This is a genomic window from Escherichia sp. 10290, from assembly GCF_030295155.1.
Lineage (GTDB): Bacteria > Pseudomonadota > Gammaproteobacteria > Enterobacterales > Enterobacteriaceae > Escherichia > Escherichia coli_F.
In genome coordinates, this window is record NZ_AP025741.1 from 2653245 (window position 1) to 2678311 (window position 25067).

34 protein-coding genes are annotated in these 25067 nt (G+C 54.2%); 6 read left to right on the top strand and 28 right to left on the bottom strand.

Annotated features, from left to right (window positions below):
- Positions 1-151: 151 nt before the first annotated feature.
- On the top strand, positions 152-484 hold the full coding sequence (locus tag QUE74_RS13415; protein ID WP_001364219.1) for a YegP family protein: 333 nt from the start codon (positions 152-154) through the stop codon (positions 482-484).
- Between the two features lie 146 nt (positions 485-630).
- Positions 631-1992 carry a prephenate-dependent tRNA uridine(34) hydroxylase TrhP gene (gene trhP, locus QUE74_RS13420; RefSeq protein WP_000476037.1) on the top strand — a complete coding sequence of 454 codons (1362 nt, stop codon included), beginning with the start codon at positions 631-633 and terminating at the stop codon, positions 1990-1992.
- 272 nt (positions 1993-2264) lie between these two features.
- On the opposite strand, the gene ogrK is transcribed toward trhP, so the two are convergent.
- The 9 genes from ogrK to QUE74_RS13465 form a co-directional block, all read right to left on the bottom strand.
- A complete protein-coding gene (ogrK, locus tag QUE74_RS13425; protein WP_000468308.1) occupies positions 2265-2483 on the bottom strand; it encodes a prophage transcriptional regulator OgrK in 219 nt (72 codons plus the stop codon).
- Positions 2484-2564: 81 nt separating this feature from the next.
- The gene (locus QUE74_RS13430; protein ID WP_000882973.1) at positions 2565-3728 is read right to left on the bottom strand and encodes a phage late control D family protein; all 1164 of its coding nucleotides are present in this window, start codon (positions 3726-3728) and stop codon (positions 2565-2567) included.
- Entirely contained in the window at positions 3728-4207 is a 480-nt protein-coding gene (locus QUE74_RS13435; protein WP_000978877.1) for a phage tail protein, read from the bottom strand. The genes QUE74_RS13430 and QUE74_RS13435 overlap by 1 nt, the downstream gene beginning before the upstream one ends.
- Before the next feature lie 14 nt (positions 4208-4221).
- Positions 4222-6669, bottom strand: coding sequence for a phage tail tape measure protein (locus tag QUE74_RS13440; protein WP_000069934.1), 2448 nt, complete (start codon positions 6667-6669; stop codon positions 4222-4224).
- Positions 6662-6817, bottom strand: a complete 156-nt coding sequence (locus QUE74_RS13445; RefSeq protein ID WP_000143830.1) for a GpE family phage tail protein — start codon at positions 6815-6817, stop codon at positions 6662-6664. Before QUE74_RS13445 ends, QUE74_RS13440 begins: the two co-directional genes overlap by 8 nt.
- Positions 6814-7089 carry a phage tail assembly protein gene (locus QUE74_RS13450; RefSeq protein ID WP_001031303.1) on the bottom strand — a complete coding sequence of 92 codons (276 nt, stop codon included), beginning with the start codon at positions 7087-7089 and terminating at the stop codon, positions 6814-6816. The genes QUE74_RS13445 and QUE74_RS13450 overlap by 4 nt, the downstream gene beginning before the upstream one ends.
- A 56-nt stretch (positions 7090-7145) precedes the next feature.
- Entirely contained in the window at positions 7146-7664 is a 519-nt protein-coding gene (locus QUE74_RS13455) for a phage major tail tube protein (RefSeq protein WP_001251408.1), read from the bottom strand.
- A gap of 12 nt (positions 7665-7676) precedes the next feature.
- The gene (locus QUE74_RS13460; protein WP_001286716.1) at positions 7677-8867 is read right to left on the bottom strand and encodes a phage tail sheath protein; all 1191 of its coding nucleotides are present in this window, start codon (positions 8865-8867) and stop codon (positions 7677-7679) included.
- Between the two features lie 59 nt (positions 8868-8926).
- On the bottom strand, positions 8927-9520 hold the full coding sequence (locus QUE74_RS13465) for a recombinase family protein (RefSeq protein ID WP_000905107.1): 594 nt from the start codon (positions 9518-9520) through the stop codon (positions 8927-8929).
- 30 nt (positions 9521-9550) lie between these two features.
- Here QUE74_RS13465 and QUE74_RS13470 point away from each other — a divergent pair, with 30 nt between their 5' ends.
- Together QUE74_RS13470 and QUE74_RS13475 are read left to right on the top strand one after the other, a co-directional pair.
- On the top strand, positions 9551-10069 hold the full coding sequence (locus tag QUE74_RS13470; RefSeq protein ID WP_032151675.1) for a phage tail protein: 519 nt from the start codon (positions 9551-9553) through the stop codon (positions 10067-10069).
- Positions 10069-10671 (top strand): tail fiber assembly protein, encoded by a 603-nt coding sequence (locus QUE74_RS13475; protein WP_000368085.1) that lies wholly within the window; start codon positions 10069-10071, stop codon positions 10669-10671. Before QUE74_RS13470 ends, QUE74_RS13475 begins: the two co-directional genes overlap by 1 nt.
- Here the strand turns inward: QUE74_RS13475 and QUE74_RS13480 are convergent.
- The 19 genes from QUE74_RS13480 to QUE74_RS13570 all read right to left on the bottom strand — a co-directional run bounded on the left by QUE74_RS13480 (position 10643) and on the right by QUE74_RS13570 (position 21812).
- On the bottom strand, positions 10643-11083 hold the full coding sequence (locus tag QUE74_RS13480) for a tail fiber assembly protein (protein WP_001106828.1): 441 nt from the start codon (positions 11081-11083) through the stop codon (positions 10643-10645). The two genes, QUE74_RS13475 and QUE74_RS13480, sit on opposite strands and share 29 nt — an antisense overlap.
- A 21-nt stretch (positions 11084-11104) precedes the next feature.
- A complete protein-coding gene (locus tag QUE74_RS13485) occupies positions 11105-12283 on the bottom strand; it encodes a phage tail protein (protein WP_072253285.1) in 1179 nt (392 codons plus the stop codon).
- Positions 12280-12891 carry a phage tail protein I gene (locus QUE74_RS13490; protein WP_001285340.1) on the bottom strand — a complete coding sequence of 204 codons (612 nt, stop codon included), beginning with the start codon at positions 12889-12891 and terminating at the stop codon, positions 12280-12282. The genes QUE74_RS13485 and QUE74_RS13490 overlap by 4 nt, the downstream gene beginning before the upstream one ends.
- Positions 12884-13792 (bottom strand): baseplate assembly protein, encoded by a 909-nt coding sequence (locus QUE74_RS13495; protein ID WP_001121487.1) that lies wholly within the window; start codon positions 13790-13792, stop codon positions 12884-12886. The genes QUE74_RS13490 and QUE74_RS13495 overlap by 8 nt, the downstream gene beginning before the upstream one ends.
- Positions 13793-13796: 4 nt before the next feature.
- Complete coding sequence (locus QUE74_RS13500; protein WP_000127171.1) at positions 13797-14144, bottom strand: GPW/gp25 family protein; 348 nt, start codon at positions 14142-14144, stop codon at positions 13797-13799.
- On the bottom strand, positions 14141-14776 hold the full coding sequence (locus QUE74_RS13505; RefSeq protein ID WP_001093754.1) for a phage baseplate assembly protein V: 636 nt from the start codon (positions 14774-14776) through the stop codon (positions 14141-14143). Before QUE74_RS13505 ends, QUE74_RS13500 begins: the two co-directional genes overlap by 4 nt.
- Before the next feature lie 77 nt (positions 14777-14853).
- Positions 14854-15594, bottom strand: a complete 741-nt coding sequence (locus QUE74_RS13510; RefSeq protein WP_223381075.1) for a hypothetical protein — start codon at positions 15592-15594, stop codon at positions 14854-14856.
- Between the two features lie 11 nt (positions 15595-15605).
- Complete coding sequence (locus QUE74_RS13515; protein WP_001001766.1) at positions 15606-16064, bottom strand: phage virion morphogenesis protein; 459 nt, start codon at positions 16062-16064, stop codon at positions 15606-15608.
- Positions 16057-16524, bottom strand: coding sequence for a phage tail protein (locus tag QUE74_RS13520; RefSeq protein WP_000917178.1), 468 nt, complete (start codon positions 16522-16524; stop codon positions 16057-16059). Before QUE74_RS13520 ends, QUE74_RS13515 begins: the two co-directional genes overlap by 8 nt.
- Complete coding sequence (gene lysC, locus QUE74_RS13525) at positions 16487-16732, bottom strand: Rz1-like lysis system protein LysC (RefSeq protein ID WP_139531265.1); 246 nt, start codon at positions 16730-16732, stop codon at positions 16487-16489. The genes QUE74_RS13520 and lysC overlap by 38 nt, the downstream gene beginning before the upstream one ends.
- Positions 16632-17057: an Rz-like lysis system protein LysB gene (lysB, locus tag QUE74_RS13530; protein WP_000040698.1), complete on the bottom strand. Its 426-nt coding sequence runs from the start codon at positions 17055-17057 to the stop codon at positions 16632-16634. Before lysB ends, lysC begins: the two co-directional genes overlap by 101 nt.
- Positions 17045-17470 carry a DNZ54_00345 family protein gene (locus QUE74_RS13535; protein WP_000736611.1) on the bottom strand — a complete coding sequence of 142 codons (426 nt, stop codon included), beginning with the start codon at positions 17468-17470 and terminating at the stop codon, positions 17045-17047. The genes lysB and QUE74_RS13535 overlap by 13 nt, the downstream gene beginning before the upstream one ends.
- A gap of 14 nt (positions 17471-17484) precedes the next feature.
- Positions 17485-17982 (bottom strand): glycoside hydrolase family 24 protein, encoded by a 498-nt coding sequence (locus tag QUE74_RS13540; protein WP_001144101.1) that lies wholly within the window; start codon positions 17980-17982, stop codon positions 17485-17487.
- A complete protein-coding gene (locus tag QUE74_RS13545) occupies positions 17982-18263 on the bottom strand; it encodes a phage holin family protein (RefSeq protein WP_000123123.1) in 282 nt (93 codons plus the stop codon). The genes QUE74_RS13540 and QUE74_RS13545 overlap by 1 nt, the downstream gene beginning before the upstream one ends.
- A 3-nt stretch (positions 18264-18266) precedes the next feature.
- A complete protein-coding gene (locus QUE74_RS13550) occupies positions 18267-18470 on the bottom strand; it encodes a tail protein X (protein WP_000846409.1) in 204 nt (67 codons plus the stop codon).
- The gene (locus QUE74_RS13555; RefSeq protein ID WP_000988635.1) at positions 18470-18979 is read right to left on the bottom strand and encodes a head completion/stabilization protein; all 510 of its coding nucleotides are present in this window, start codon (positions 18977-18979) and stop codon (positions 18470-18472) included. Before QUE74_RS13555 ends, QUE74_RS13550 begins: the two co-directional genes overlap by 1 nt.
- 99 nt (positions 18980-19078) lie before the next feature.
- Entirely contained in the window at positions 19079-19822 is a 744-nt protein-coding gene (locus QUE74_RS13560; protein WP_000203428.1) for a phage terminase small subunit, read from the bottom strand.
- A 3-nt stretch (positions 19823-19825) separates the two neighbouring features.
- Positions 19826-20899, bottom strand: a complete 1074-nt coding sequence (locus tag QUE74_RS13565; protein ID WP_001248550.1) for a phage major capsid protein, P2 family — start codon at positions 20897-20899, stop codon at positions 19826-19828.
- Positions 20900-20957: 58 nt separating this feature from the next.
- Positions 20958-21812 carry a GPO family capsid scaffolding protein gene (locus tag QUE74_RS13570; protein WP_001074421.1) on the bottom strand — a complete coding sequence of 285 codons (855 nt, stop codon included), beginning with the start codon at positions 21810-21812 and terminating at the stop codon, positions 20958-20960.
- Positions 21813-21985: 173 nt separating this feature from the next.
- Between QUE74_RS13570 and QUE74_RS13575 the strand changes: the two genes are divergently transcribed.
- Both QUE74_RS13575 and QUE74_RS13580 read left to right on the top strand, forming a co-directional pair.
- Positions 21986-23758, top strand: coding sequence for a terminase ATPase subunit family protein (locus tag QUE74_RS13575; RefSeq protein ID WP_000156841.1), 1773 nt, complete (start codon positions 21986-21988; stop codon positions 23756-23758).
- The gene (locus QUE74_RS13580; protein WP_000038185.1) at positions 23758-24792 is read left to right on the top strand and encodes a phage portal protein; all 1035 of its coding nucleotides are present in this window, start codon (positions 23758-23760) and stop codon (positions 24790-24792) included. The genes QUE74_RS13575 and QUE74_RS13580 overlap by 1 nt, the downstream gene beginning before the upstream one ends.
- Positions 24793-25067 lie beyond the last annotated feature (275 nt).

The window sequence follows — 25067 nt, forward strand, 5'->3', positions numbered from 1 at the left end:
CGCCGCATCCGGCAGCATTATCCCGCGCATTTTCGGCTATCTGACATTATCTCTCCGCCCTGGCAAGCACCTGAAAATCGCTCATACTTTAATCGGCAAACAGTCCTTTTAGATGCTGTTTTCGATACGCAATTTCAATCAAGGAGTCATTATGGCTGGTTGGTTTGAACTCAGTAGGAGCAGTGATAATCAATTCCGGTTTGTGCTAAAAGCGGGCAATGGTGAGACTATCCTCACCAGCGAGCTGTATACCTCAAAAGCCTCTGCGGAAAAGGGCATCGCGTCAGTGCGTAGCAACAGCCCACAAGAAGAACGCTATGAGAAAAAAACGGCAAGCAACGGCAAATTCTATTTTAATCTGAAAGCCGCCAATCATCAAATTATCGGCTCCAGCCAGATGTACGCCACCGCGCAATCTCGTGAAACCGGAATTGCCTCCGTTAAAGCCAATGGCACAAGCCAGACGGTGAAAGACAATACGTAATGACGATGCCGGGCGTGGGTTGTTGGCGTCCGGCGCTTTACCAGATCCCCCCACAGCGCTACAATGCCCGCCCTTAAAGTGGGGGCACTCCCCCAACCGCTTCATCAGGTGAAGCGGATCTGACCTGTCATCAGAACGAGAGAATTATGTTTAAACCGGAACTCCTTTCCCCGGCGGGAACGCTGAAAAATATGCGTTACGCTTTCGCTTATGGCGCAGATGCTGTTTATGCGGGCCAGCCGCGTTACTCCCTGCGTGTGCGCAACAACGAATTCAACCACGAAAATCTTCAGCTCGGCATTAATGAAGCCCACGCGCTGGGGAAAAAGTTTTATGTTGTGGTCAACATTGCACCGCACAACGCCAAGCTGAAAACCTTTATCCGTGACCTGAAACCGGTGGTGGAAATGGGGCCGGATGCGCTAATAATGTCCGATCCAGGGCTGATTATGCTGGTGCGTGAGCACTTCCCTGAAATGCCGATCCATCTCTCGGTACAGGCTAACGCCGTGAACTGGGCGACGGTGAAATTCTGGCAGCAAATGGGCCTGACCCGCGTGATCCTCTCTCGCGAGCTGTCGCTGGAAGAGATTGAAGAGATCCGCAATCAGGTGCCGGATATGGAGGTAGAGATCTTCGTTCACGGCGCGCTGTGCATGGCCTACTCCGGTCGCTGCCTGCTCTCTGGCTATATCAACAAGCGCGACCCGAACCAGGGCACCTGCACCAACGCCTGCCGCTGGGAGTACAACGTCCAGGAAGGGAAAGAAGATGACGTTGGCAACATCGTGCACAAGTACGAGCCGATTCCGGTGCAAAATGTTGAGCCGACGCTGGGTATCGGCGCGCCAACCGACAAAGTGTTTATGATCGAAGAAGCTCAGCGTCCGGGCGAGTATATGACCGCGTTTGAAGATGAGCACGGCACTTACATCATGAACTCGAAAGATCTGCGCGCTATCGCCCACGTTGAACGCCTGACCAAAATGGGCGTGCATTCGCTGAAAATCGAAGGTCGTACAAAATCTTTCTACTATTGCGCACGCACCGCGCAGGTTTACCGTAAAGCTATCGATGACGCAGCTGCGGGAAAACCATTCGATACCAGCCTGCTGGAAACTCTGGAAGGTCTGGCGCATCGTGGCTATACCGAAGGTTTCCTGCGTCGTCATACTCACGACGATTATCAGAACTACGAATACGGTTATTCAGTTTCTGACCGCCAGCAGTTTGTTGGTGAGTTTACCGGTGAGCGCAAGGGCGACCTCGCGGCGGTAGCGGTGAAAAATAAATTCTCCGTTGGCGACAGCCTTGAGCTGATGACGCCGCAAGGGAACATTAACTTTACCCTTGAGCATATGGAAAACGCCAAAGGCGAAGCAATGCCGGTCGCACCTGGCGATGGTTATACTGTGTGGATCCCGGTCCCGCAGGATCTTGAGCTAAATTACGCGCTGCTGATGCGAAATTTCTCCGGGGAAACCACGCGTAACCCCCACGGTAAGTGATTAATTTCGATTATTTTTCCCGGATGGAAAATTCTTAGAAACCGATCACATACAGCTGCATTTATTAAGGTTATCATCCGTTTCGCTGAAAAACATAACCCATAAAATGCTAGCTGTACCAGGAACCACCTCCTTAGCCTGTGTAATCTCCCTTACACGGGCTTATTTTTTACGCGTAATACAATGAAATAAAAGGATTTATTTCTGGTCACGTCCACACATTGACCACATCGACAAAAAAGCCCCTCGACTGAGGGGCTTCCTGTTTGTAATTACATCCACATAATTTGCTGCCCTGACGGCAACGGGTGCGGTCTTACGGCGTGGACTTCTCCCGGCTTCACGATGTATCGCTGTACCGACTCATAAGTGATGAACGTGGCGCTGCAATTCACGTTCTGGCACTGGTGATAACGCTCTTTTGTCGTGTCAGTGATATAGCGACTTGTACGCGCATGTGCGGCATGCTGGCATAAAGGACAATGAAACATCGCGAGCACCTCTTCCGGTTTTGTTGATGGTGCCATTTTAGTTAATTTATCCTTATAAAACAAACAGATAAAATAAAAACATCACTCATCATCTTCTGTTTCGTACTCCACATCAGAAAGCCTGACCTCAAGCTCTAAGGACGTCGTGAAGCCGGAATTATTCAGAAAGTGTGTCACCTTAGTGATTGTCCAGTCCTGCTCGTCTATGACGCGCTTAAAGCCAGACACTTTGACCGGTGTTTCCGTGTAAATATCTGCCCGACCGGTAGCCAGGCTGATGGAGAACTCCGCAACGCCCCGTTGCAGTTTATCCCACTTCGCCTGAGCGGCGCGCATGGCCTGCGCTTTTGTGGCATATACCGTGGTCAGGGCAAAAACGTTGTCAGCCTCACCGGCCATGTATTCACCTTCGCGCGCTTCCGGTACTTTAGGCGCTTTCTTCTGCCTGACCGGTTTCGCTTTCGGGTGCTCCAGTGCGCGCAGGTGTTTCTCTTTCTTTTTGCGTTTCAGTTTTACCTTCTGCTTTTGCGGCTTCGGGTCTTTGGTGTGTAACCACTTTGCCGTTACGCCGGTATAGGCTCCACGGTCAGCAATCGCAAAATGATGGCGGTCGCCGTCGCTACGAGTGATGGTGACCTGCGGGATTTTTTTACCACTGGCCGTCACCCCCTGCCCCGCTTTGAGAAACAACAGTTTTCCCATTTTTACCGACACCTCACCGCCGTTGCGTTCTGCAAGACGGGTCAGGAATTTCGCGTCGGACTCCTGCGACTGGTCGATGTGCGGGATTTTAATTCCTGCCAGTGACGGCGCGACACTGGCTTCCAGCCTGTTACGGGAGGCTATCGCCTCAACAATCGCACCGAGCGTGGTGTCATGCCAGGAGCCTTCACGGCGGGAATTGAGCGTCCCGCGAAAATCTGCACTCCGGGCGCGGATGGTGACCACATCCGGCGCGCCCCGGTGTTCGACCTCATCAACGGTAAATTTCCCTTTGCATACCAGGGCAAAACCTTTCCAGCCGATATACACCGTCAGGACAGCGCCACGAACCGGCAGCCCGACCTGCCCGTCGGCATCATTCAGTTCAATATCAAGCTGGTCAGCCTCAAAGCCCCGGTTATCCGTCAGGGTCATGCTCATCAGACGGTCGCTGATATTGCCGGTAATATCCCTGCTGTCGAGCATCAGCATATAATCCGGCGTCAGTGTACTGCCTGCATCAAATGTCAGCGCATCCAGCATTATCCCGCCCCCGTCATACCCGTGAATCTGGTCGCCATACTGCCAGCCTTACCGATGAGCGATTCCGCCTGTTTACCGATATCGCCATAAAGCGCGGCCAGTGATTCATCAACGCGGGTGAGCGACAGCGTAAAATCAATTTTCCGGGGTGTGCCGTCTGCAAAGAAAATACTCCCTGTTTCACTCACCCTGCTGATGACATACATGCCGTAAATCATGCCGGTGCCATCCAGCAACGGCCACGCCCGGCCTTCCTCTGCCATCAGTCTGAGCGTGGTCACCGTCAGCTTTCCGCCGGTCAGTTCAGGATAAAGCACACCGGCAAGCGTCATGTTTTCCTCACCCACACCGAGAAACTGGTAGGCATCCCGTTTACCGAAACGGGAATTTGACGGCCAGCGATAATCTGATTCACGCTGCATGGTCTGGTGTGGCAGCGTCTGGCGCATAAAAACAAACATACCTAACGCGAGCATCATTTTTCGTCACCTCCTTAACCGTCATGCATCATGCTGGCACGGGCGCGCGCACGTTTATCCCGCTCGTATTTTTCGAGCGCATCCTGTAACTGGCGGTCAAGCTGTGTCCCCGGCGCAGTACCACCCGTCAGGCTGATGTGATATTCGTTTTTACTCTGGTCTACATAAGAGCGGCCAGCCGGTGCCGTGACCGGCTGATAAGCCTGATAGCCTGCATAAGAGCTGGTCGCCGGAATATAACCACCGCTGCCATACGTGGCGGCTTGAGTTCTGGCGGCGGTCTGGTCAAGTGTGTCTGACTCTTTGTTGATAACACCGAGTTTTTCCAGTACCCAGTCAATACCGCTGCGCAGTTTGTTGAACGCATTAAGCGGCAGCATCAGCGCGTCAGCCAGTGCCTGCCCGAACATGACCCCCGTGTCACGGCAACTGTTCAGGGTGTCCTGAGTGGCTTTGACCGGGGCAATCAGGTTTTTAAACCACTGCCACGCGGCCTGTAACTTTTCGCCCAGCCAGTCGAACACCGGCTTAAGTGGCGTGAACAGTTCCCCCACCGGCGCAAATGCCGCTTTCAGCCCTTCCACCACACCGCCAAAGAATGCGCTGACAGGCTCCCAGTATTTACGGATAAGCAACGCCCCGGCGACAATGGCGGCCACCACGGCCACAACCGGCCAGCTAATCGCCCCGATGGCGGTCATAACAGCACTGCCAACCGTCGTGAAGACTGCCCCCATTGCGCCTGCTGCCGCGATGATGGCATTGATGCCAGTGATAACCGGCCAGGCTACAAGACCAATGGCACCGATGATGCCAATAAGCGCCAGCGCGCCACCGACAATGAGGCCGATGGTTGACGCCAGTGATTTGTTTTTCTGGATCCAGCCGTCGAGTTTTAACACATACTTTGTGGCCGTCTGCGTGAGCTTACGCAGTGCGCCTTCCTGCTGGTCAAACAGGTCTGTCCCCACCGCCTCATAAGCGGACTGAAACTCCTTAAAGTCACCGCCGAGGTTGTCCTGCATGATATTTACCAGCTCGGCAGTCTTCCCGTCTGAGGCTTTAAACGCAGCGGTCAGTTTGTCCAGCTTTCCGGTTGAGGCGGCAGTCATCAGCACGGCGGCGGCTGAGCTGGCCTCCTCCCCGAAAATAGTTTTCATGTATTCAGCCTGCTGGGCAGTACCGAGCCGGTTTTTCTCAAAACTGGCCTGCATTTCTTTCAGAATGGTAAATATTGGCCGGGTGTTTCCCTTGCTGTCTGAGGTTTTCACGCCAAGCTCTTTGAGTGCATCCCATGCTTTTCCCGTCGGTGCCTGCAGGCGGCTTAACACGGCACGGCTTCCCGTCCCCGCCATTGAGCCTGTGATTTTTGCATCATGCAGCGCCCCGACCATTGCGGCGGTTTCTTCAATGCTGACACCGGCATTTTTTGCCACAGGTGCGGCATAGGTCAGCGCATCGCTCATGCCGTCAAAATCGGCGGCGGTTTTGTTCATCGTCATGGAGAGAACATCCCCGATATGAGCGACCTTATCGTTTGAAAGCTGAAAGGCGGATTTCATCCCCATCAGCAGGGCGGCGTTTTCTTCCATCGTGCGGCGGTTCGCCAGCGCCATATTCAGCGTGACCGGCGTTGCCGCCTGAATGGCATCAACATCCCCACCCGCTTTCGCGATGATAATCTGTGCACCGGCTGCATCATCTGCCGAGGCTGCGGTATTGTCGCCGAGCTGGCGCGCCTGCTTGCGGAGTGCGGTCATTTCGGCGGAGTCTTTTGCCACTCCTAGCACGGCCTGCAATTCTGAGTTTTTCTGCGCAAACTCATAACCGGGCATCAGCAGCTTAACTCCGGCCATCGTTCCCGCCGCCGCAATCCCCACACCGGCAGCGCCCACTGAGGCCATATTTCCGGCCAGTTCCTTTCCGGCCTGATAACGCTGTTTTACTGCGTTAAGTTTTGCCTGTTGCGCACTGACACGCGCCAGTGCGTCGCGCTGACGATTAAGCTGTGCGGTGGTTTCACTGATACGGTTTTTCAGCCCCTGCTCATCATGTGCAAGATTGCGGGTATTAATTCCCACAGCGGCCAGTTCCCGCTGCTGGCGTTTAACGGAATCCGTCAGGCGGTTATATTTCGCCTGTAAGTCCTCCGCCGCTCGCTTTGCTGATTCCAGCACTTTCGCCTGAGCACGGGTCGGACGTTCGGTGTTTTTAAACTGTGTGGCAAGGGCTTCGGCCTCCTGCCGTGCCTTTTCAAGTGCATGACCAGTCACGGCGAGCTGTGCACTGGTCTTGCGGAATCCCTCAATACGGGATGCGTGACCGTTCAGCTCGCGCAGTGATTTTTGTGTTTCCCGGATATCCCCCGACAGCGACTTACTCGCTGTGCGGATGGATTTAAACGGGCGGGATGCCTGGTCAACAGCCCTGAGCAATACCTGTAATTTTACATTGTTACTCATTCGTGTTTCCGCTTCGCCGGAGCGCCTTTTCGCGCCATGTGATGAGTTCGGTCAGGCTCATGGGATACAGTTCTGATGGCGGCCAGTGAAATATCACTGCCACATCCGCCATCAGGTCATCGACCGAGAGATTTTTTGGAAACGTCACTGCACCGAGTTCGGCGACAAAAAACCGACCACCTTACCGGCCAGCGCCACAAGGTCAGGCAGTTCCAGCGCGGCGACTTCCTGCTCTGTCAGCATCGGTGCCGTCATGCGCGGCAGCACCTTAATCAGTGCATCGACTTCGGAGTTTGCAACCGCAGCCAGACTGACACCGCGTAGCGTCCCGGCATTGGGTTTCATCAGCGTGACCTGTTCGATAACCTGCTCACCACGTTTGACCGGATTGTCCAGGGTAATGACATTTTCTTTGTTCATGGTTTTCTCACTTCTGAATCAGGGTTAACCGGCCAGCCAGGCTGACCGGATGAAAATCACAGGCCGATATTGCGGCGGTGTTGCTCCAGCCGGTCGACGCCGTTCACCTTTTCAATCATGTTGATGGTGTCAATTTCGACCAGCTCCTTACCGTCCATCGTCAGCCGGAAATAGGTGCAGACCACGGAGATTTTCGACTCGGTGTCTTCTCCCTGTTTGCCCTCGCCGGTGTCGATTTCTTTCTGACGTCCACGCATGACCACTTCGACGGCCACCGTTTCGCCGGTATCGTCGCGCTGGTAAGAGCCTGCAAAACGAATCGGCACGGCATCCACGCCGGTTGCGGCGTAAAGCTCCCAGATAACCGAATCCGGGAAGCCCCCGAGCGACCACTCCATTGACAGCGCATCGTCATCAAGGCCGAGGTCTACCGGTGCGCTGCCGTTCATCCCCGCACCGCGATAGTTTTCGAGCTTACGGGTCAGTTTTGGCAGCGTGACGGACTTTGCAACGCCCTGATAGCTGTAGCCGTTCAGAAAGACGTTCATTAACTTGAGTTTGCGCGGCATTGCCATCGGTCAGGCTCCTTAATTGCTGTTAACCGAGGTGACCAGATTTGCCAGGTATTTATCGGTAATACGCTGGCGCAGGGTCAGGTTTTCAAGAGGAGGCACCGGGGTATAGTCGTAGTCGATATACAGTTTTCCGGCCTTAAGGGTTTCCGCATCGTTGGATTCTTCGCTGAACCAGCAGGTCGCATCCACGATATAGCCGTTTGTTTTCAGCTCACGGAATTTGGCATTGATGCCGTCAACGATGTCGCGAATCAGCGTTGCGGTGATAGGCTTGTCCACCGCCCACATATGCGCCTCAGCCATCGTGTCGGCCAGCACCTGCGCGGTGCGGGTGTAGTTTTCAAAGAGGAACAGCGGGTCATCAGAGCAGGTACGGTTACCCCAGAAGCGGAAACCGTCACGGCGAATCAGCGTTGTGACGCCTGACTCGTTAAGCAGGTCAGCATCGGTGCCGGACTCCTGCAAATCCCAGAATACAGATGCGCTGATGCCGGTAACACCGTTCACCCCGACGTTGGACAGCGTTTTATGCCAGCCCTGCTCCTGGTCGATTTTGGCACGCAGACCCAGCGCACGGGCGGTGGCATACGCGGTGGCGGTGGTACTGGTGACCGTATCCCATGCGAGGAAATCCGGCCAGATGACCATCAGCTCACGCTGGCTGAAATTCTGGCGGTAGGCTTTCACCTCGGAAATGGTTTTACAGCCCCATGCGCTGATATACCCGAAAGCGCGCAGCTTCTGACAGACGGATGCCAGTGCAACCGCCACCTCTTTGGTGTCCAGTCCCGGCACACCAAGAATACGCGGTTTAACACCGGTAACCGACTCCGCCGCCAGCAGGGCTTTCAGTCCGGTGTACTGACCGTTTTCGTCGGTGGTGCCGATGATATTGGAAACGGTCTGCGCGAGTTTCGTTTCTTCGTCGTCGCCGGTGCCGTCTTCCACACGCACGACAACGGTGACCGGTTTTGACTGGTCAGCGATGGCCTGCAACGATGCTGCCAGCGTGCCTTTTTTACCGGCCTTTGCAATTGCGCTCTGCACATTGGTAATCAGCACAGGTTTATTGAGGGGGAAGGTTTCCGCATCCGCATCGCTGGCCGTGCAGACCATGCCGACAATGGCAGTGGATACGGTGGAAATGACGCGGGTGCCGTCGTTAATCTCCAGCACCTGCACGCCGTGATGATAGTCACTCATCCGTTTAACTCCGTGGTTAATGGGTGAGTGGTATTTTCAGTTGTGCCGGAGATGTCAGGCTATTTGTCCCGGTTGGCTAAGGGATGACACAATTTATTCTTTGTCGCTGATGAGGGGAATTTTTTATAGAGCGTGGACAGGCCAATATCAAAAATCAGCGCCACACGTTGACGAGATTCCCCCGCAGCCAGCAACCGCCCGGCCTGCTCCCACTCACTCGCGGTGAGCTTCGGACGTCTGCCACCAATACGCCCTTTGGCTCTGGCCGCTTCCAGTCCAGCGCGTGTCCGCTCGACAATGAGTTCTCGCTCCATTTCAGCCAGGGCACCCATCACATGAAAGAAAAAACGCCCCATCGGCGTGCTGGTATCAATAGCATCTGTCAGGCTGCGAAAATTAACGCCGCGTTCGCGCAGCTCCTCAACCAGAATGACCAGATGCCGCATACTACGCCCCAGCCGGTCCAGCTTCCAGACTACCAGAGTGTCACCTGCTGATAATGTTCTGAGCAGTTTTTTCAGTCCCGGTCGGTCGGACTTCGTGCCGCTGATTTTATCCTCAAAAATCCGCTCGCATCCTGCGCACTCCAGCGCGTTACGCTGCAATTCCGTGTTCTGGTCATTTGTTGACACGCGTACATAGCCAATAAGCATGAGCATCCCCCTGAATAAAAACCGGAGATGATGCCAGTTGCCCGTTATCTCTGCATTTTCATAAACGTTGGTTTGGGAGAAGGCTCTGCATTACCTGTTGGTGTGCCTGTTCCATGGCCTTCAGCCACACCGCCAACAGGCTGGCTGAAATGCAACGGTGCGGCTTTTTCTGCTGAAGAATACCCGGAACTGGCAAAGGCTTATCCGACAAATAAATTGCCTGATTTACGTGGTGAGTTTATTCGTGGCTGGGATGACGGGCGCGGTATTGATGCAGGACGTGTTTTATTGAGCATTCAGACAGGGATGCTGGAAAAACACCGCCATATTGTTGTTGCCAATGATGGTTACGACACAAAAGATGAATGGGAACTGGCTACGATTTTCAAAAAGACATACACACAAGGACGGGGACTTGATGCCGCAAATACAGGAGGGAGTCTGATCCCATCACCGACACTTCATTCACGAGGGAGTATCGGTAATACTGGCGGGAGTGAAACCCGTCCACGAAATATTGCATTTAACTATATCGTGAGGGCTGCATAATGGATAACGCCGTATTAAATAGCGAGCTTATTGCCACGAAGGCGGGGAATATTACCGTCTATAACTATGATGGTAAAACTCGGGAATATATTTCTACTTCAAATGAATATCTTGCCATTGGTGTCGGTATCCCTGCATATTCCTGTCTGGATGAACCTGGTATACATAAGGCGGGTTATGCTATCTGCCGTTCGATGGATTTAAACTCATGGGAATATGTGCCAGACCATCGCGGTGAAATCGTCTATAACACCGAAACGGGAGACGCCAAAGAAATCACAGCTCCGGGTGATTATCCTGAAAATACAACCACTATCGCCCCGTTAACGCCATTCGATAAATGGGATGGTAAGAAATGGGTGACCGATACTGAGGCACAGCATAGCGCCGCAGTAGACGCGGCAGAAGCACAGCGTCAGTCACTGATTGATACTGCAATGGCTTCCATCAGTCTGATTCAACTGAAATTGCAGGCCGGGCGGAAGCTGACGCAGGCAGAAACCACCCGACTTAACGCTGTGCTGGATTACATTGACGCGGTGACGGCAACAGATACGAGCACCGCGCCGGATGTCATCTGGCCTGAACTGCCGGAGGCGTAGGCCATTCAATATCTGGCGCACCGGAAGTATCGACCAGTTCCAGTGCGTCCAGGTAATCCAGCCACAAATTATATTGCGCCAGTTCGTCACCTTTCAGACGACCAATAGCCGCTTTACCAGGCCATTGTTTACTGTTCATATAATCGTTGGCCTGATTAATCAATTGCTGCTTCTCCAGTTCGGCTGCAGCAATTTGTTCCTCATGTGTTGGTGGTGGAATTTCGGACCATGCAGGAAAACCATTTTCTCCAGCGATACGGATTTTTCCTTTCGGCGGTAATCCGGAAAACTCAATATACACTTGCTCATCAACTTCAACAGCATCATCTGGCCATGAGTCAGCTTGAGTGTAATCCTCTTTCATCTCCAGCGGATAGAAAGAGTTTGTAGTCGCGGAATATATGTAATTCATTTTTCACTCCATATAGCTAAATTAACAGCCTAACGCTAAAAATGAAGCGCCGAGGCCAGGAGTACTGGCTCTGGATATAAATTTAACCGGGTCGGGACTAAAACCTGCACAGGCAATATAACCAACAGCCCCGCTATCTGGTGTATAGTCTTGTGAGACCAAAACACGCAGACATCTGTTTGGAAATGCAATTGGGAAATGGGTTACTACATCCTGTGCAATGCCTGGAGCGCCGATTGAGCCCCACTGAAGAATAAAACCTGATGGTAATTTTTGATATCCAGTACCTGAAACAGAAAGCGTGAAGCTACCCATATCAGGTATCTGATTCGCCCCTGTCCCTACATTCCTTTTAGCCGCTTCTCCCAAACCAAGGTATGCGAGAAGACCGGCAACATCCTTTCCACTCAAATGAGTCAGCGTCTCATCCAGTGGCTGCTTACCTGACAGCGCATTGTTAATGGTGGTACTGAATTTCGGGTCATTGTTAATGGCTGCGGCAATTTCTTTCAGTGTGTCCAGCGTGGCTGGCGCACCGTTAATCAGAGCGGTAATAGCGGCCTGAACAAACTCAGTGGTCGCAATCCGCGTGGTGTTATTCCCTGCGGCAGGCGTCGGCGCTTTTGGTTCTCCGGTAAATGTCGGATTATGTTTCTGTGCATACTGGGTATGAGGATCCTGTGCGGCAATGTGGTTTCTCATCTGGTCATCCACATACAGCCTTAATTCCAGGACTTCATCATCCACGTATTTACGGGTCGCCAGTACCACCGACGGGTCGATTTTCAGCGTAATAGCTTCGGTATTCGTGACAACCAGAATCATGCGGATAGTCTGGGTACGACCACTGCCTTCCTGCAACTGCGGTTTGTACGTTTCCGGGCAGTTCGCCACCGCAATGAGTACGCCTTCATCATCATAAAGCCCAATCTCACGGATCCAGAATCCGCCCTCGTTCTCAGGGATGATTTGCTCCGCAATAATCTGGCTCTGGTTGTTCGGGTCAACACTCAGAAGATTCAGCGGCGCGATGCGTTTCTGGTTAATCAGTTTTGTCTGTGCCGGGTCTGGTGTCGGCAAGACACCATTCGCATCACCAACGGCCATTTGCGTCAGATTCAGCTTACTGCCGAGCATCGTCGCGTTAGCCAGCCGTGCTGCGCCCTGATTAGTCAGAATGGCGTAGTATTTCACTGTCATGCGTTTACTCTCAGGTTATCAATTAAATGAATGGCCGAGGCCGGGAAATAATCCCCTCCGACAATAATGGCCTCCGGGGTGTAGGGATAAACCGTCAGGGCGTCACCGTGATAGCATCCCGCACCGGCAAAAATGTTGCCGGTTGTACTTAAACTGATAGCCAGTCCCGTCAGATGGCGGCTTGCCGGTTTTGCATCAGCAACGAGGCGCTCCAGCTCCTGATACATTTCCTCGGTAATACCCTGCTCAAGCACGCCAACAACGATGCGGAACGTCCCCGGCTCCTCGTTGAGCTGCCACCACTCCCTCACCTCAATCAGATAGCCGAGCGGCTCCACCACACGCCGGATTGCGCCTATAGTGCCCTTATGGCAGTGAATGAAATACGCATCGCGGATAACAGCGCGTTTTGTCGCTTCCGGCCACTTATCATCCCAGCGGTCAACCGAAAATGACCACGCCAGCCACGGCAGCAGATTTGCCGGGCAGGTGTCCGGGTTCCACAGCTCACGAATACTGACCGGCGTTTTTTCAATTTCCGCACAGGCTTTTGCGGCAGCGACTTCAAGCGGTGATGAGCCGGTCGGCAGCAGTCGCGAATCACTCATCCGAGCCTCCGGTCACGACGCTGTATTCGGTACAGAAAGACGCCTGCGTATTGTTGAGCACGATGTCGGCCAGCGGTGCAGCCAGTTCGACACGCTGCACGCCTTCCACATGCAAAGCGGCATAAATGGCAGACAGTCGGATGTCGCGCCCCAGCCGGTGCTGTGCCGTGATATACGCTTCCAGTTTTTTCACGGCGGCAGCGCGAATGGGTTCGCTTTCGGGGCCAGGGTAAAGGTAAAGCGTGGCATTTATCTGGTATTCAACGATGACGGCAGACTGCACGGTCACACGGTCGGCCACCGGTCTGACGTCCTCACCATTAAGGGCGTTGCGCACCACCGCCAGCAGGTCTTCGGATGCCACACCGTTATTTTCACGTGACAGCACAGAGATGGTGACGCAGGCCGGAGAAGGACTGGTGACAGAGATATCTGCGACACGCCCGTCGGCACTTCGACCATGATACTGATAGGCCCCCACCGACCCGGCGACGCTTAAACCTTCAAACGCCTGCTGAATACGCAGACGATAATCGGTGTCAGATTCCATCACGGCCGGTGTCGGCGGGAGGGTCGAATCATCTGCCGGGGTGATAATCAGGCGTGTGGTGTTGTAATTGGCACCAATTACATCAAGGTCATTACCGGCGGCACAGGCCAGCATCACCGCCCGTGCAGCCTCATTCACACGCTGACGCCAGATAAGCTCACGATAAGCATTTTCCTCCAGCAGTTTGACGAGAGGCTCAGATTCCAGCGTCAGGGTACGGGCGACCGCCTCCTGCTGGTCTTCCGGGTAAAGGGAAATCAGTGTCGCCTTGCGTTCGGCAAGAATGGTTTCAAAGTCCAGCTCCTCGACCACATCCGGTGCGGGTAGCTGGTTCAGGTCGATAATCGGCATGGTTTCAACTCACAGGGATGGTTAACGAAAGTGGCTGGCCGGTGTCGTTGTGCTGGCCGGTTAACGTGACCGTCATTCGCCCGTCAAAACTGCGCGCCGTGGTGACGGATGACAGGGTGACGCGGGGTTCCCATTTCAGCACGGCCATGTAACAGGCGACCTTAATCTGCAACTCAAGCGCCGGGGTCTGCGGCTGGTCAATCATTGACTCCAGCAACGAGCCGTAATCACGACGCATCACCCGTGAGCCGACCGGTGTGCGCAGGATATCGCCGATACTCTGGCTGATATGCTCAAGGTCAGTGACAGTCAGGCCATCACTGCGATTCATTCCGAGATAACGCGCTGTCATAGAGGACTCCCGGTTGTGCCGCCGCTGTCGCCGGGGTGTTTATGGGTATGCAGTACCTTACCGTTTGATGAGAGTTCACCGCCGGTGTGTTCAATGTTGCCGCGCATCGTCCCGCCCTTCTGCACTTCCAGCGTGTCGGTAATCAGCCTGTTGGTGCAGACCACCTCCGGTGCGTCCATGGTGATGCGGGTTGATGCTTTCACCATGACCACCGGCACCGTGGCAGTAACAGAATCAGAAGCCGTCACGCTGGCCGTTTTAATTCCGCTTACCATGAGTGCACTGGTTTCGGGTTCATACTCAATCACCGCCCCGTCAGGGAAACGGATATGCAGGGCATCCGCCGACGCAGACGGCGCGGGGTTATCACCGGAATAAATCCCCGGCAGAACAAACGCCGTGTCAAGTTCACCGCCCACGGCCAGAATCAGCACCTGTTCCCCCACGGAAGGTGCCCACCATGTACGCGAACGCCCGGCACGATGGGTCAACCACTGAAGCCAGTCGGTGCACATGCCGCCGGTCTGCACACGGCAGCGACCGGCGTTAAGGTCGGTTTCGACGATAACGCCGGTGCGAATCATATTGCGCAGTGCGCGCGCGAGTTCCTGAATATTTGCGAGAGTGTTCATAACGGGAAGGATGCCGCTGGACGATACCAGCAGCAATCATGGAGGGTTCTGTCAGCTGTGACACAACATAACAAATATTAGTTGTAGCACTTCTCTATAATCTTCATACACTCCTCATGAGCTAAATCATGGCTGTCAAATTCTTTATTAAAAAAGAAGAAAAACGCCTTCTTAACCTGAGGAATTTCAATAAAAATAAATTCATCAACCTTATGAAAGAAATGAAAACTCTTGTTTGATGTTTCAAAAACCATCAAAGAATTATGTTTTTTATCCTTCCATTTCGACATCAGATTGCGTCGCGATTTTCGTATAATCCTGAAGACATCCCCCGGCGTCGTATCGACATTCCCCCAAAACATTGCAACCGGGAAGTTTGCAAGAAACGGGATATAATCACCACCTTTATACCTGAGAAAGCGGTTCCGCAAATCCATTAATTGCAACTTAAAACCCATGTATTGCAACCACCATATGATGCAATCATACTCATAATCTGTTAACTCCTCCCCTCTCTTTTCCGTAAGAAATTTCTTCAGGTTATACTCAAACACTCCCAGCAAATCAGAATTGCACACTCTGCATGCTGGTACAGTGGCTTTAATGTAATGAGTTGACTGATTATTCTTTTTATTAATTAAAGATTTTTCAGCATTTGACTCAAAGGCCCACTGAGGAATAATGTGCTCACGAGTAATATCGTCAGAACTCCCGCATAACACACATATATCAGCATTATGGTCAGCAATAATACAATCCATAACTTTCTTTTGAGAATGCTTTACTCTTTTTCTCAAAATGGAAAACTTTTTATCCACAAACACCCGTCTCATATAACATCTTTCGATAGAATCACTAATAACTCCCTTTCTATCAATTGTATAGATTCCTTGTCAAAACCAAATAACTCACGAACAGGATATTCCACCACAGCACTATTACGCCCCGGCTTATCCCTAAGCCCTAATTGATGTACTCGCGCAATTCGTTGTACTCCGCTGGCAAACGCCACCACCGCCGCACTCTCGCTACCTGTTGCTTTCATAAACCGGTTAGTGCGTAATTTCACAAACATTTCCCGCTTTATCCGGCCTTTCTTATTTCGTACTGGTTGGTTTTTTCTCGGTACATACGGCGTACCATCCGGGGCTTTTTGTAATTTAATTCGCTGCTGCTGGCGCTGGCGCAGCTTCTTCGCAATATCTACCGCCAGTCGCCGACGCCCTGACGGTGACAGCGATTCAATCAGTCCAGCCAGCCGGTCTTCAAAACGCTTAAACTCATTCATCCCACTTGCTCACCAGTTCGCCATTGATATACAGCTCCATCGGACGGTTGACCGGCTCCGGCGGCGGAGGTTCCGGGATATTCTTCACATGCAGCGCGCCGTCCACCTCACTGACCAGCGTGCGCTCGGTCAGCATCAGGCTGATGCTGATATCAAAGCTGCTGTCATTGTTGATGTCTGCATAAAACGTGAAGCCCTTTTTCTGGCCTGCGTCGGTGGTCATGATGTCGGGCTGATTCTCCCGCAGCCACGCCAGCACCGGCACAATGAGCAGGTCAAAATCACCGGTAAAGTCGGTCACAATCACATTGAGCGTGTAACGCTTTTCGAATGACAGAGACGTCGCCAGTGTGGAGGCAATACTCCCGTTATCCACGAATATCCGCAGCATCTCGGGGCTGGTTTTCAGCACCGTGACGGCATCAGTCAGCGCCCTGCGCAGGCTGTCGGGTTTGAGCATCGTTTTCGTCCTGACAGTGTTTAATCATTTTTACCTGGCTGGCACAGCGTGCCAGCGCGTTCTCAAGCTGCCTGATATCAGCACTTAAATCGCCGTTCGTCTGCGGGTCACTGCCCGGCATCGGGCAAAGACTCACTTTCGGGCAGGCGTTGGCGACAATCACTGGCGTCGGTGCAGGCCGGACGCTGGTGCAACCGGCGCACAGCATCAGGCAGGTCAGCACCGTACCAGCGGCGAAAATCTTCGTTTTCATTGAGTAACCTCGTGATGGTTTTCTCGCGCTGTGCTTCACGCTTCGCGGCGTTTTCCAGTTCCTGACGCAGGGCAACCTGCGCCAGCTCGTTTTTGTCTGCCCTGGTGATGGCAACATGAAGCTGATTTTTCAGCATGGTGATGGTCGCCTGCTGCCCGCTGGCGACGTTGTTCGCCCTGTCCAGCGAGGCGCGCAGGCTGGCATTTTTATGTTTCACCAGAAACAGACCGGCCACCGCCAGTGATAACAACACAACCAGCACAGTCATCAGCTTTGACATGGTTCCCGCCCCTCAAAACGCTGACGGCGGGCCGTACGTATCAACCGGAAGAACACCGATACCACGAGATAAATCAGCGCGGTAAAAATCCACCCGGCAGCGACCAGCGAGATAAACGTCGCCACCATCACTACCAGAGCCGCCGCCCGTCTGCGCCACGGCACCGGCTGCAAAAACAGCGACGTGACAATCTTCACGGCCAGCGATTCCGGCGGCAGCTCCCGCCCGTAGCGTTCCAGTACATACTCTGTGGCATACACGCCGACACCACCGGCAACCACACAGATAACCGTCGCCAGAATCGCCCAAGTGGCGACAAAACTGACGGCCACGCTCTGCGGGTAAATCAGGGACAGTGCCAGCATCAGCGCCAGCGACACGTTCAGCATCAGTGAAAGAGATAATTTCTTCATGGTGTTTATTCCGTTTAAGCCGGTACGCCGCCAGCGGTACGCCAGACGGTGACCAGTTTTTCCAGTGAATGCTCACGCTGACCGTAACCGGCACCCGGCAGGGACGCCCAGATATTGCGACAGCGTGAAATGGCGCGCTCAATGCGTCCCGCCCGGATGTCATCCAGTGCACCGCGTTCGCGGATCAACTGAATGGCGAGTCTGTCCTGTGACAACGGACTGAAATCCGGCAGGGCAAGCTGTTTGCGGTAATGCGGCCAGAACAGGTAAAGCTGCTGATAGCGACCGGAGGCCGTGGATTTTTCACCGCGACGGTTAAACACCTTCGCCGGTCGACCATGTGCGAACGGGTGGTCACTGTAGTCGGTGAAAATTTCCGGCTTTCCGTCCAGTCCGGTGACTATCACGTCATAGCCCCGGTTTTTCGTCAGCGGATGATTCGCCGTCCCTTCGGACACGGCCAGCATGTCGAGAAAGGCGGCGATATTCTGATGCGTGTTAATTACCGGCATTACGGTTTCCCCCTGCCCTTAAAACGGCGCTGAATGGCAATCTCAATCACCTGATAACCGGCGATGCCCAGCATGGAGCCGATGCCGCACACCGCAGGCAGTGACAGGTCAGGAAACTGCACCAGAACAACACCGGCAACCATCGAGACAAAACCACCGAGCAACATGCGCCCGATAAACAGACGCGGGGTGATGGGTTCACCACCGGCAAGCACCTTGCCGACAACAATCAGCACCCCAATCATGAAAAGCGACAGGACGCTTTTTTCTTCTGCTGTCATGCGTTACTCCCACAGATTGACAGTTTCAGCCACGGGCGCGGTCTGAACGTCGGGCAGTTCGACGGCGGTGCCGTGTGGCAGCACCGCGCCCAGTTCAGCCAGTCCCGGATTTGCGGCGAGCACGGTCTCGACCACGCCCTCAGTGCGCCCGTAATACCGGACACAAATGGCGTCGAGCGTGTCGCCCTGTAGCGCAAAGGTCTTCATCAGATTTGACTCACGATGCAGCGCGACTTGTCCTGGATACGCGCCACCGCCCAGCGCATATCCCGCCACAGTTCATCAATGGTGCTGTCAATGCTGTCGGCCTTCTTGTCGCCTTTCGCACTGGCATCCACGCCGCGATAACGCTCATAAAGCGACGCGGTCGCCATCGCACACACGGCGCGCTCGTAGTAAAAAACTTTGATGCTTTCACCGTCGATGTCGTCCGCCGGAACGTCCGCCAGACGCGTAAAACCGGCGGCAATTTTCTGTTCGCGGTACTCGTACAGCTCCGCATTCGTCTCCGCCATGCCTGACTTGATGGCCTCACGCAGACGGGCGGGGGCGACGGTCTGCTCAAGGCGCATACGTTCCCGGACGCGCTTCGGGTCGATATCGGGAAAAAAGAACGTGTTTTTAATCACCGGCTCGTCGCCTGCCGGTTGCGGGATGACCACCGTACCCTCACCGGACACGGGAGCCTCCTTTCGCGGAATAATCAGCGTCATCATGACTACCTCTGAAAAGTCGGGCGGTGGACGCCGGTGCAGTGTCAGGTGATTCACCCTCACTGACCGGCGTGCCGCCCTGGCGCGGGGCGCATTCGGTTGTTAACTGGCTTTCTTTTTCGGGCGTCCACGTTTTGCCGGTGTCACGCTCCGGGTCTTACGCGGGGCGCGGGTGACCGCTTTTGGCTGCGGCTCCGGCTTCGGTTTCAGCTCCCGCTCCAGTCGTTCAATCTCTTTTTTGACGCCTGCCTGACAGTCGAGCTGTGTCGCACGTTGCAGGTGAGCCAGCGCACCGGCGGCATCACCAGCGTCACGCAGAAACAGACCGGTGATTTTGTGCAGCTTTGCGCGCACTTCATCAGGCATGTCAGCCGTGGCGGTCAGTTCAAGGGTCTCCGTCAGCAGGCGGATATCCACAGATTCACCGGCAGCGTGAGCGCGCATGGCCGCGAGTGCGACCTCCTCGGTGAACATGTACGGCGGGGTGCGGCGGTGTTTACCCGGCATGGTCAGACCGTACTTCAGGGCATAACGGGCAATCTCCAGCGCACCGGCAATATCGCCGGTATCCAGACGCCACAGCATGACCGTCATCAGAATGTCATCCTGTGCACCTTTGCCCTGCTCCAGCACACCGTTCACCCACGGCAACCAGAACGGCAGCAGTTCGCGCTTTTTCGCGGCCTTAAGCTCTTTTGAATAAATCGCTTTCAGTGTGCGCTGGTCTGCGGCCAGCTTGACCAGCATCTGCTCATAGACAGTTGCATGTCGCAGCGGGGCGGCTTCCCGCTGCGCGGTCATCGCTGCCGAGACCCGCATCATGTGGCGCTGTGCGGGACTCGTCATCGGTTACGCTCCCGGCTCTGCGGTCGCCTTAGCCGGTGTGGAGAAATCACCGACCTTGATTTTTTCCACCAGACAACCGGCGGCGTAGTCTTCCACCACGTAATCAATGTTCATTGACTCGTAGTTCTCCACGCGGTCGAGTTTCGGGTTTTCCACAATCACGCGGCGATGGCTGTCATCCATGTAGTAGATGGACAGGTTTTCCAGCTTCGTGATGAGCATCGCATCCGCCGGGAAGTACGGGACGCGTACCGCTGGCAGGTTACCGATGCGTTTCTGGCTGATGATGACGTCAGCGGCCAGCATTTCGCTGTTGTCCTGCTCCTTGTTAACGATGGGGAAATACTTGTCCGCCAGTAGCTGACGCCCCACAATCACCACAAGGTCAGGGTCTTCCTGATACCACGGTTCAATCAGGTTGTTGGTCGCATCCATCACCAGTGCGTCGAGGCTTACATAATCACCGCCCTTACCCACGCGGATAACCTCAGAGGTGGTGTGCCCTTCCTCGTCAGTGACCTTGCTCATCACGCGCGCCGGGGCTTCATTGCGGTATTTCTGCAGCCAGCCGACCGCCACATCCTGCAGCATCGGATTACTGTTGCGGTCAGAGGTTTCGGCACGCTTCACACCGTTAAAACCGGCCATGATGAAATCAAGGGACTGGCGTTTGATAATGGCGTTACGGATACGGAGCTGGAAATCCTGATAACGCGCCCACAGGTCAAGCGTTTTGTAGCGGATATAAAAATCGAAGTTAATCTGGTCGCATTCGTACTTGTTTGACGCCAGCTTCGAGAAGTCCTTCGGCTGACGCTCGGTGCCACCGGCAGTGTCGGTGGTGCTGGCGATTGAGCCGGTGACACCGATACCAATTTTTTCCCCTTTCATTTCGCTGACCGGCACAATGTTGATACGGGTCAGAAAATCAGAGGACTCCTGCATGGTGTTCATCAGGGTCTGGGTGACCGACGGTTCAACGGTGAATTTTTTCGACACATCACCGGCGTCGATGCCGTTCAGTTCGGCAACACGGGACAGGTAGGCATTAAATTTAAAGCGGGTTTCCTGGCGCATAGTTTTTCCTGAAATTAATGGTTAATCGTGAAGGTTTTCCCGGACTGACTGACGCCGGTCAGCAGTTCGTCATCAGGGCGTCACCGCCACCACCGGTGGCCTTGCTGCGGCGCTGCTGGGTCAGACTTTCGGTGTGGTCGAGACTGTTTTTCAGGCGGGTGAATGCCTGGCTGGTTTCATCCGCCCTGTCAGTCACCTCCTGCTTAAGTGCAGAAAAGGCGGTTTCCATCTCAGCGAGGCGCTGCTCAGTGGCGCTCAGTTTTTCCTGCACATGTTCAGCAACAGCGGTCACCGCTTCATGCACGTCATTCAGACGGGCGTCATCGCTGGCCTGTTTGCGGCCAAAAATGGATTTCACCTTTTCGGTCAGGGCGGTGAACACGGTTTCAGGCAGGTCTTCAAATTCCAGCTCAACGGGCGTTGCCACTGAAATCAGGTTTTCAGGGCTTAATTTGAAGCGGTTCAAAGGGTTGTGTTTTGCCGTGCGGCAGAATTCCAGGTATTCCGTGCCGAGGCTTGCCGGGTCATCGGTGACGGCCAGCCCCACCAGATAACATTTGCCGGTGTTGGCAAAGTTCGGCTGAATTTCCATTGAGGTGTAGACCTTCTGCGCGGCCTTGTTCATCGCGATAAGGTCATCGGTCGGGGTGATTTTCGCAAACAGCGCCCATTTGCCTTTCAGCGCCGAATCATCGTCAATCTTTTCGGCCTTCAGTTCGACCACATCGCCATAACGCTTAAAAATACCGTCAGGCAGGATGCCGCGCAGATGTTCCAGGTTAATGCGGCAACCATAGACTCGCGGGTCAAAGGTTTCGGCCATTTCCTGAATATCCTGCGCACTGATGACACGCCCGTCACAGGTGTCACCCTCAACGCCGATACGAAAGAATTTTGATGCTTTTTTTGCCATTGTCAGGAGTCCTGAATAGTGATTAGAGGAGTCACATGTCGGCATCAGTTTCCCGACGATGCGCATCCTCCGCCATCAGTCCCGGATGGCTTATCACTGACACAACAGCACCTTAGCGAATCGCGGGGCGCGACTCAGTAGCCTTGCCGTGTATTCATCACGGCGAGGTATTCATGACCATCACCACAGACACCACTCTTTTACACGACCCGCGTCGTCAGGCGGCGCTGCTGTACTGGCAGGGATTTTCCGTGCCGCAGATTGCCGCCATGTTGCAGATGAAACGCCCGACGGTGCAGAGCTGGAAACAGCGCGACGGCTGGGACAGCGTTGCCCCCATCAGCCGTGTCGAAATGAGTCTGGAAGCGCGGCTGACCCAGCTCATCATCAAACCACAGAAAACCGGCGGTGACTTCAAGGAAATTGACCTGCTCGGACGCCAGATTGAACGACTGGCACGGATCAACCGTTACAGTCAGACCGGCAACGAGGCAGACCTTAATCCGAACGTCGCTAACCGCAACAAAGGCGGGCGTCGCAAACCGAAAAAGAATTTTTTCAGTGACGAGGCCATCGAAAAGCTGGAGCAGATTTTCTTTGAGCAGTCTTTCGAATATCAGTTGCACTGGTATCGCGCCGGGCTTGAGCACCGCATCCGCGATATCCTGAAATCCCGCCAGATTGGCGCGACGTTTTATTTTTCCCGCGAGGCGCTGCTGCGCGCCCTGAAAACCGGTCATAACCAGATTTTTCTGTCGGCCAGTAAAACGCAGGCGTATGTGTTCCGTGAATACATCATCGCCTTTGCCCGGCTGGTTGACGTTGACCTGACCGGTGACCCGATTGTCCTGGGCAATAACGGCGCAAAACTGATTTTTCTCGGCACCAACTCCAACACCGCGCAGAGTCATAACGGCGACCTGTACGTCGATGAGATTTTCTGGATCCCGAATTTTCAGGTACTGCGTAAGGTGGCATCAGGTATGGCCTCACAGAGTCACCTGCGCTCGACCTATTTCTCCACCCCGTCCACGCTGGCGCATGACGCCTACCCGTTCTGGTCGGGTGAACTGTTCAACCGGGGACGCGCCAGCGCCGCCGAACGCGTGGAAATCGACGTCAGTCATAACGCCCTTGCTGGAGGTCTTCTCTGTGCGGACGGCCAGTGGCGGCAGATTGTCACCATTGAGGACGCCCTGAAAGGTGGCTGCACACTGTTCGACATTGAGCAGCTCAAACGTGAAAACAGCGCCGACGATTTTAAAAACCTGTTCATGTGTGAATTTGTTGACGACAAGGCATCGGTGTTCCCGTTCGAGGAGCTGCAACGCTGCATGGTCGACACGCTGGAAGAATGGGAAGACTATGCACCCTTTGCCGCCAATCCGTTCGGCTCCCGCCCGGTATGGATTGGTTACGACCCGTCACACCGTGGCGACAGCGCCGGATGCGTGGTGCTGGCACCGCCGGTGGTGGCCGGTGGCAAATTCAGAATACTTGAGCGTCACCAGTGGAAAGGCATGGACTTTGCCACCCAGGCTGAATCCATCCGCAAACTCACCGAAAAATACAACGTCGAATACATCGGAATTGATGCCACCGGCCTCGGTGTCGGCGTGTTCCAGCTCGTGCGCTCGTTCTATCCCGCCGCGCGCGATATCCGCTACACGCCGGAAATGAAAACCGCAATGGTGCTCAAGGCAAAAGACGTTATCCGCCGTGGCTGTCTGGAATATGACGTCAGCGCCACCGACATCACCAGCTCGTTTATGGCTATCCGCAAGACCATGACCAGCAGCGGACGCAGCGCCACCTATGAGGCCAGCCGCAGCGAGGAAGCCAGCCACGCCGACCTCGCCTGGGCGACCATGCATGCCCTGTTAAATGAGCCACTCACCGCCGGTATCAGCACCCCGCTGACATCCACCATTCTGGAGTTTTACTGATGAGCAAGAAAAAAGGGAAAACACCGCAACCTGCGGCAAAAACAATGACCGCCAGCGCCCCGAAAATGGAGGCATTCACCTTTGGTGAGCCGGTACCGGTACTCGACCGGCGTGACATTCTGGATTACGTCGAGTGCATCAGTAACGGCAGATGGTATGAGCCACCGGTCAGCTTTACCGGTCTGGCAAAAAGCCTGCGTGCTGCCGTGCATCACAGCTCCCCGATTTACGTCAAACGCAATATTCTGGCCTCGACATTTATCCCGCATCCGTGGCTTTCCCAGCAGGATTTCAGCCGCTTTGTGCTGGATTTTCTGGTGTTCGGTAATGCGTTTCTGGAAAAGCGTTACAGCACCACCGGTAAGGTCATCAGACTGGAAACCTCACCGGCAAAATATACCCGCCGTGGCGTGGAGGAGGATGTTTACTGGTGGGTGCCGTCCTTCAACGAGCCGACACCTTTCGCGCCCGGCTCCGTGTTTCATCTGCTGGAGCCGGATATTAATCAGGAGCTGTACGGCCTGCCGGAATATCTCAGCGCCCTTAACTCTGCCTGGCTGAATGAGTCAGCCACGCTGTTCCGCCGCAAGTATTACGAAAACGGCGCACATGCCGGATACATCATGTACGTCACTGATGCCGTGCAGGATCGCAACGATATCGAAATGCTTCGCGAAAACATGGTCAAGTCGAAAGGCCGCAACAACTTTAAAAATCTGTTTCTCTATGCCCCGCAGGGAAAAGCCGACGGCATTAAAATTATCCCGCTCAGTGAAGTGGCAACGAAGGACGATTTTTTTAATATCAAAAAAGCCAGCGCCGCTGACCTGCTGGACGCGCACCGCATCCCCTTTCAGTTGATGGGTGGCAAGCCGGAGAACGTCGGATCGCTGGGTGATATTGAAAAAGTGGCAAAGGTCTTTGTCCGCAATGAGCTTATCCCGTTACAGGACAGGATCCGCGAGATAAACGGCTGGCTCGGTCAGGAGGTCATCCGATTTAAAAACTACTCACTGGACACTGACAACGGCTGAACATCGCCGCCTGCGGGCGGCTTTTTTACACCCCGTCATCACGCCCTCACACACTCACCACCGCACAAAACAGCCCGCAGACACACCAGCGCCCCGGCGCACAATCTAAACGCCATTACGACGCGCTGAGACGCTGAAAAAATAAAATCAGCACCACCGCCAGCGCGCAGTGCTTTCCCCGCCTCGCCCGCCCGCTTCATGGGTCGATTTTAATGCAGTTGCATGAGTCCATTAAAAGCACATCAGTACTGGCAAAATAAAGATGCAGAAATTAA

Bases quoted from the DNA above. Each gene is read 5' to 3' on its own strand.
- QUE74_RS13415 (WP_001364219.1), top strand. From the start codon at position 152: ATGGCTGGTTGGTTTGAACTCAGTAGGAGCAGTGATAATCAATTCCGG.
- trhP (WP_000476037.1), top strand. From the start codon at position 631: ATGTTTAAACCGGAACTCCTTTCCCCGGCGGGAACGCTGAAAAATATG.
- ogrK (WP_000468308.1), bottom strand. From the start codon at position 2,483: ATGTTTCATTGTCCTTTATGCCAGCATGCCGCACATGCGCGTACAAGT.
- QUE74_RS13430 (WP_000882973.1), bottom strand. From the start codon at position 3,728: ATGCTGGATGCGCTGACATTTGATGCAGGCAGTACACTGACGCCGGAT.
- QUE74_RS13435 (WP_000978877.1), bottom strand. From the start codon at position 4,207: ATGATGCTCGCGTTAGGTATGTTTGTTTTTATGCGCCAGACGCTGCCA.
- QUE74_RS13440 (WP_000069934.1), bottom strand. From the start codon at position 6,669: ATGAGTAACAATGTAAAATTACAGGTATTGCTCAGGGCTGTTGACCAG.
- QUE74_RS13450 (WP_001031303.1), bottom strand. From the start codon at position 7,089: ATGAACAAAGAAAATGTCATTACCCTGGACAATCCGGTCAAACGTGGT.
- QUE74_RS13455 (WP_001251408.1), bottom strand. From the start codon at position 7,664: ATGGCAATGCCGCGCAAACTCAAGTTAATGAACGTCTTTCTGAACGGC.
- QUE74_RS13460 (WP_001286716.1), bottom strand. From the start codon at position 8,867: ATGAGTGACTATCATCACGGCGTGCAGGTGCTGGAGATTAACGACGGC.
- QUE74_RS13465 (WP_000905107.1), bottom strand. From the start codon at position 9,520: ATGCTTATTGGCTATGTACGCGTGTCAACAAATGACCAGAACACGGAA.
- QUE74_RS13470 (WP_032151675.1), top strand. From the start codon at position 9,551: ATGCCAGTTGCCCGTTATCTCTGCATTTTCATAAACGTTGGTTTGGGA.
- QUE74_RS13475 (WP_000368085.1), top strand. From the start codon at position 10,069: ATGGATAACGCCGTATTAAATAGCGAGCTTATTGCCACGAAGGCGGGG.
- QUE74_RS13480 (WP_001106828.1), bottom strand. From the start codon at position 11,083: ATGAATTACATATATTCCGCGACTACAAACTCTTTCTATCCGCTGGAG.
- QUE74_RS13485 (WP_072253285.1), bottom strand. From the start codon at position 12,283: ATGACAGTGAAATACTACGCCATTCTGACTAATCAGGGCGCAGCACGG.
- QUE74_RS13490 (WP_001285340.1), bottom strand. From the start codon at position 12,891: ATGAGTGATTCGCGACTGCTGCCGACCGGCTCATCACCGCTTGAAGTC.
- QUE74_RS13495 (WP_001121487.1), bottom strand. From the start codon at position 13,792: ATGCCGATTATCGACCTGAACCAGCTACCCGCACCGGATGTGGTCGAG.
- QUE74_RS13500 (WP_000127171.1), bottom strand. From the start codon at position 14,144: ATGACAGCGCGTTATCTCGGAATGAATCGCAGTGATGGCCTGACTGTC.
- QUE74_RS13505 (WP_001093754.1), bottom strand. From the start codon at position 14,776: ATGAACACTCTCGCAAATATTCAGGAACTCGCGCGCGCACTGCGCAAT.
- QUE74_RS13515 (WP_001001766.1), bottom strand. From the start codon at position 16,064: ATGAATGAGTTTAAGCGTTTTGAAGACCGGCTGGCTGGACTGATTGAA.
- QUE74_RS13520 (WP_000917178.1), bottom strand. From the start codon at position 16,524: ATGCTCAAACCCGACAGCCTGCGCAGGGCGCTGACTGATGCCGTCACG.
- lysC (WP_139531265.1), bottom strand. From the start codon at position 16,732: ATGCTGTGCGCCGGTTGCACCAGCGTCCGGCCTGCACCGACGCCAGTG.
- lysB (WP_000040698.1), bottom strand. From the start codon at position 17,057: ATGTCAAAGCTGATGACTGTGCTGGTTGTGTTGTTATCACTGGCGGTG.
- QUE74_RS13535 (WP_000736611.1), bottom strand. From the start codon at position 17,470: ATGAAGAAATTATCTCTTTCACTGATGCTGAACGTGTCGCTGGCGCTG.
- QUE74_RS13540 (WP_001144101.1), bottom strand. From the start codon at position 17,982: ATGCCGGTAATTAACACGCATCAGAATATCGCCGCCTTTCTCGACATG.
- QUE74_RS13545 (WP_000123123.1), bottom strand. From the start codon at position 18,263: ATGACAGCAGAAGAAAAAAGCGTCCTGTCGCTTTTCATGATTGGGGTG.
- QUE74_RS13550 (WP_000846409.1), bottom strand. From the start codon at position 18,470: ATGAAGACCTTTGCGCTACAGGGCGACACGCTCGACGCCATTTGTGTC.
- QUE74_RS13555 (WP_000988635.1), bottom strand. From the start codon at position 18,979: ATGATGACGCTGATTATTCCGCGAAAGGAGGCTCCCGTGTCCGGTGAG.
- QUE74_RS13560 (WP_000203428.1), bottom strand. From the start codon at position 19,822: ATGACGAGTCCCGCACAGCGCCACATGATGCGGGTCTCGGCAGCGATG.
- QUE74_RS13565 (WP_001248550.1), bottom strand. From the start codon at position 20,899: ATGCGCCAGGAAACCCGCTTTAAATTTAATGCCTACCTGTCCCGTGTT.
- QUE74_RS13570 (WP_001074421.1), bottom strand. From the start codon at position 21,812: ATGGCAAAAAAAGCATCAAAATTCTTTCGTATCGGCGTTGAGGGTGAC.
- QUE74_RS13575 (WP_000156841.1), top strand. From the start codon at position 21,986: ATGACCATCACCACAGACACCACTCTTTTACACGACCCGCGTCGTCAG.
- QUE74_RS13580 (WP_000038185.1), top strand. From the start codon at position 23,758: ATGAGCAAGAAAAAAGGGAAAACACCGCAACCTGCGGCAAAAACAATG.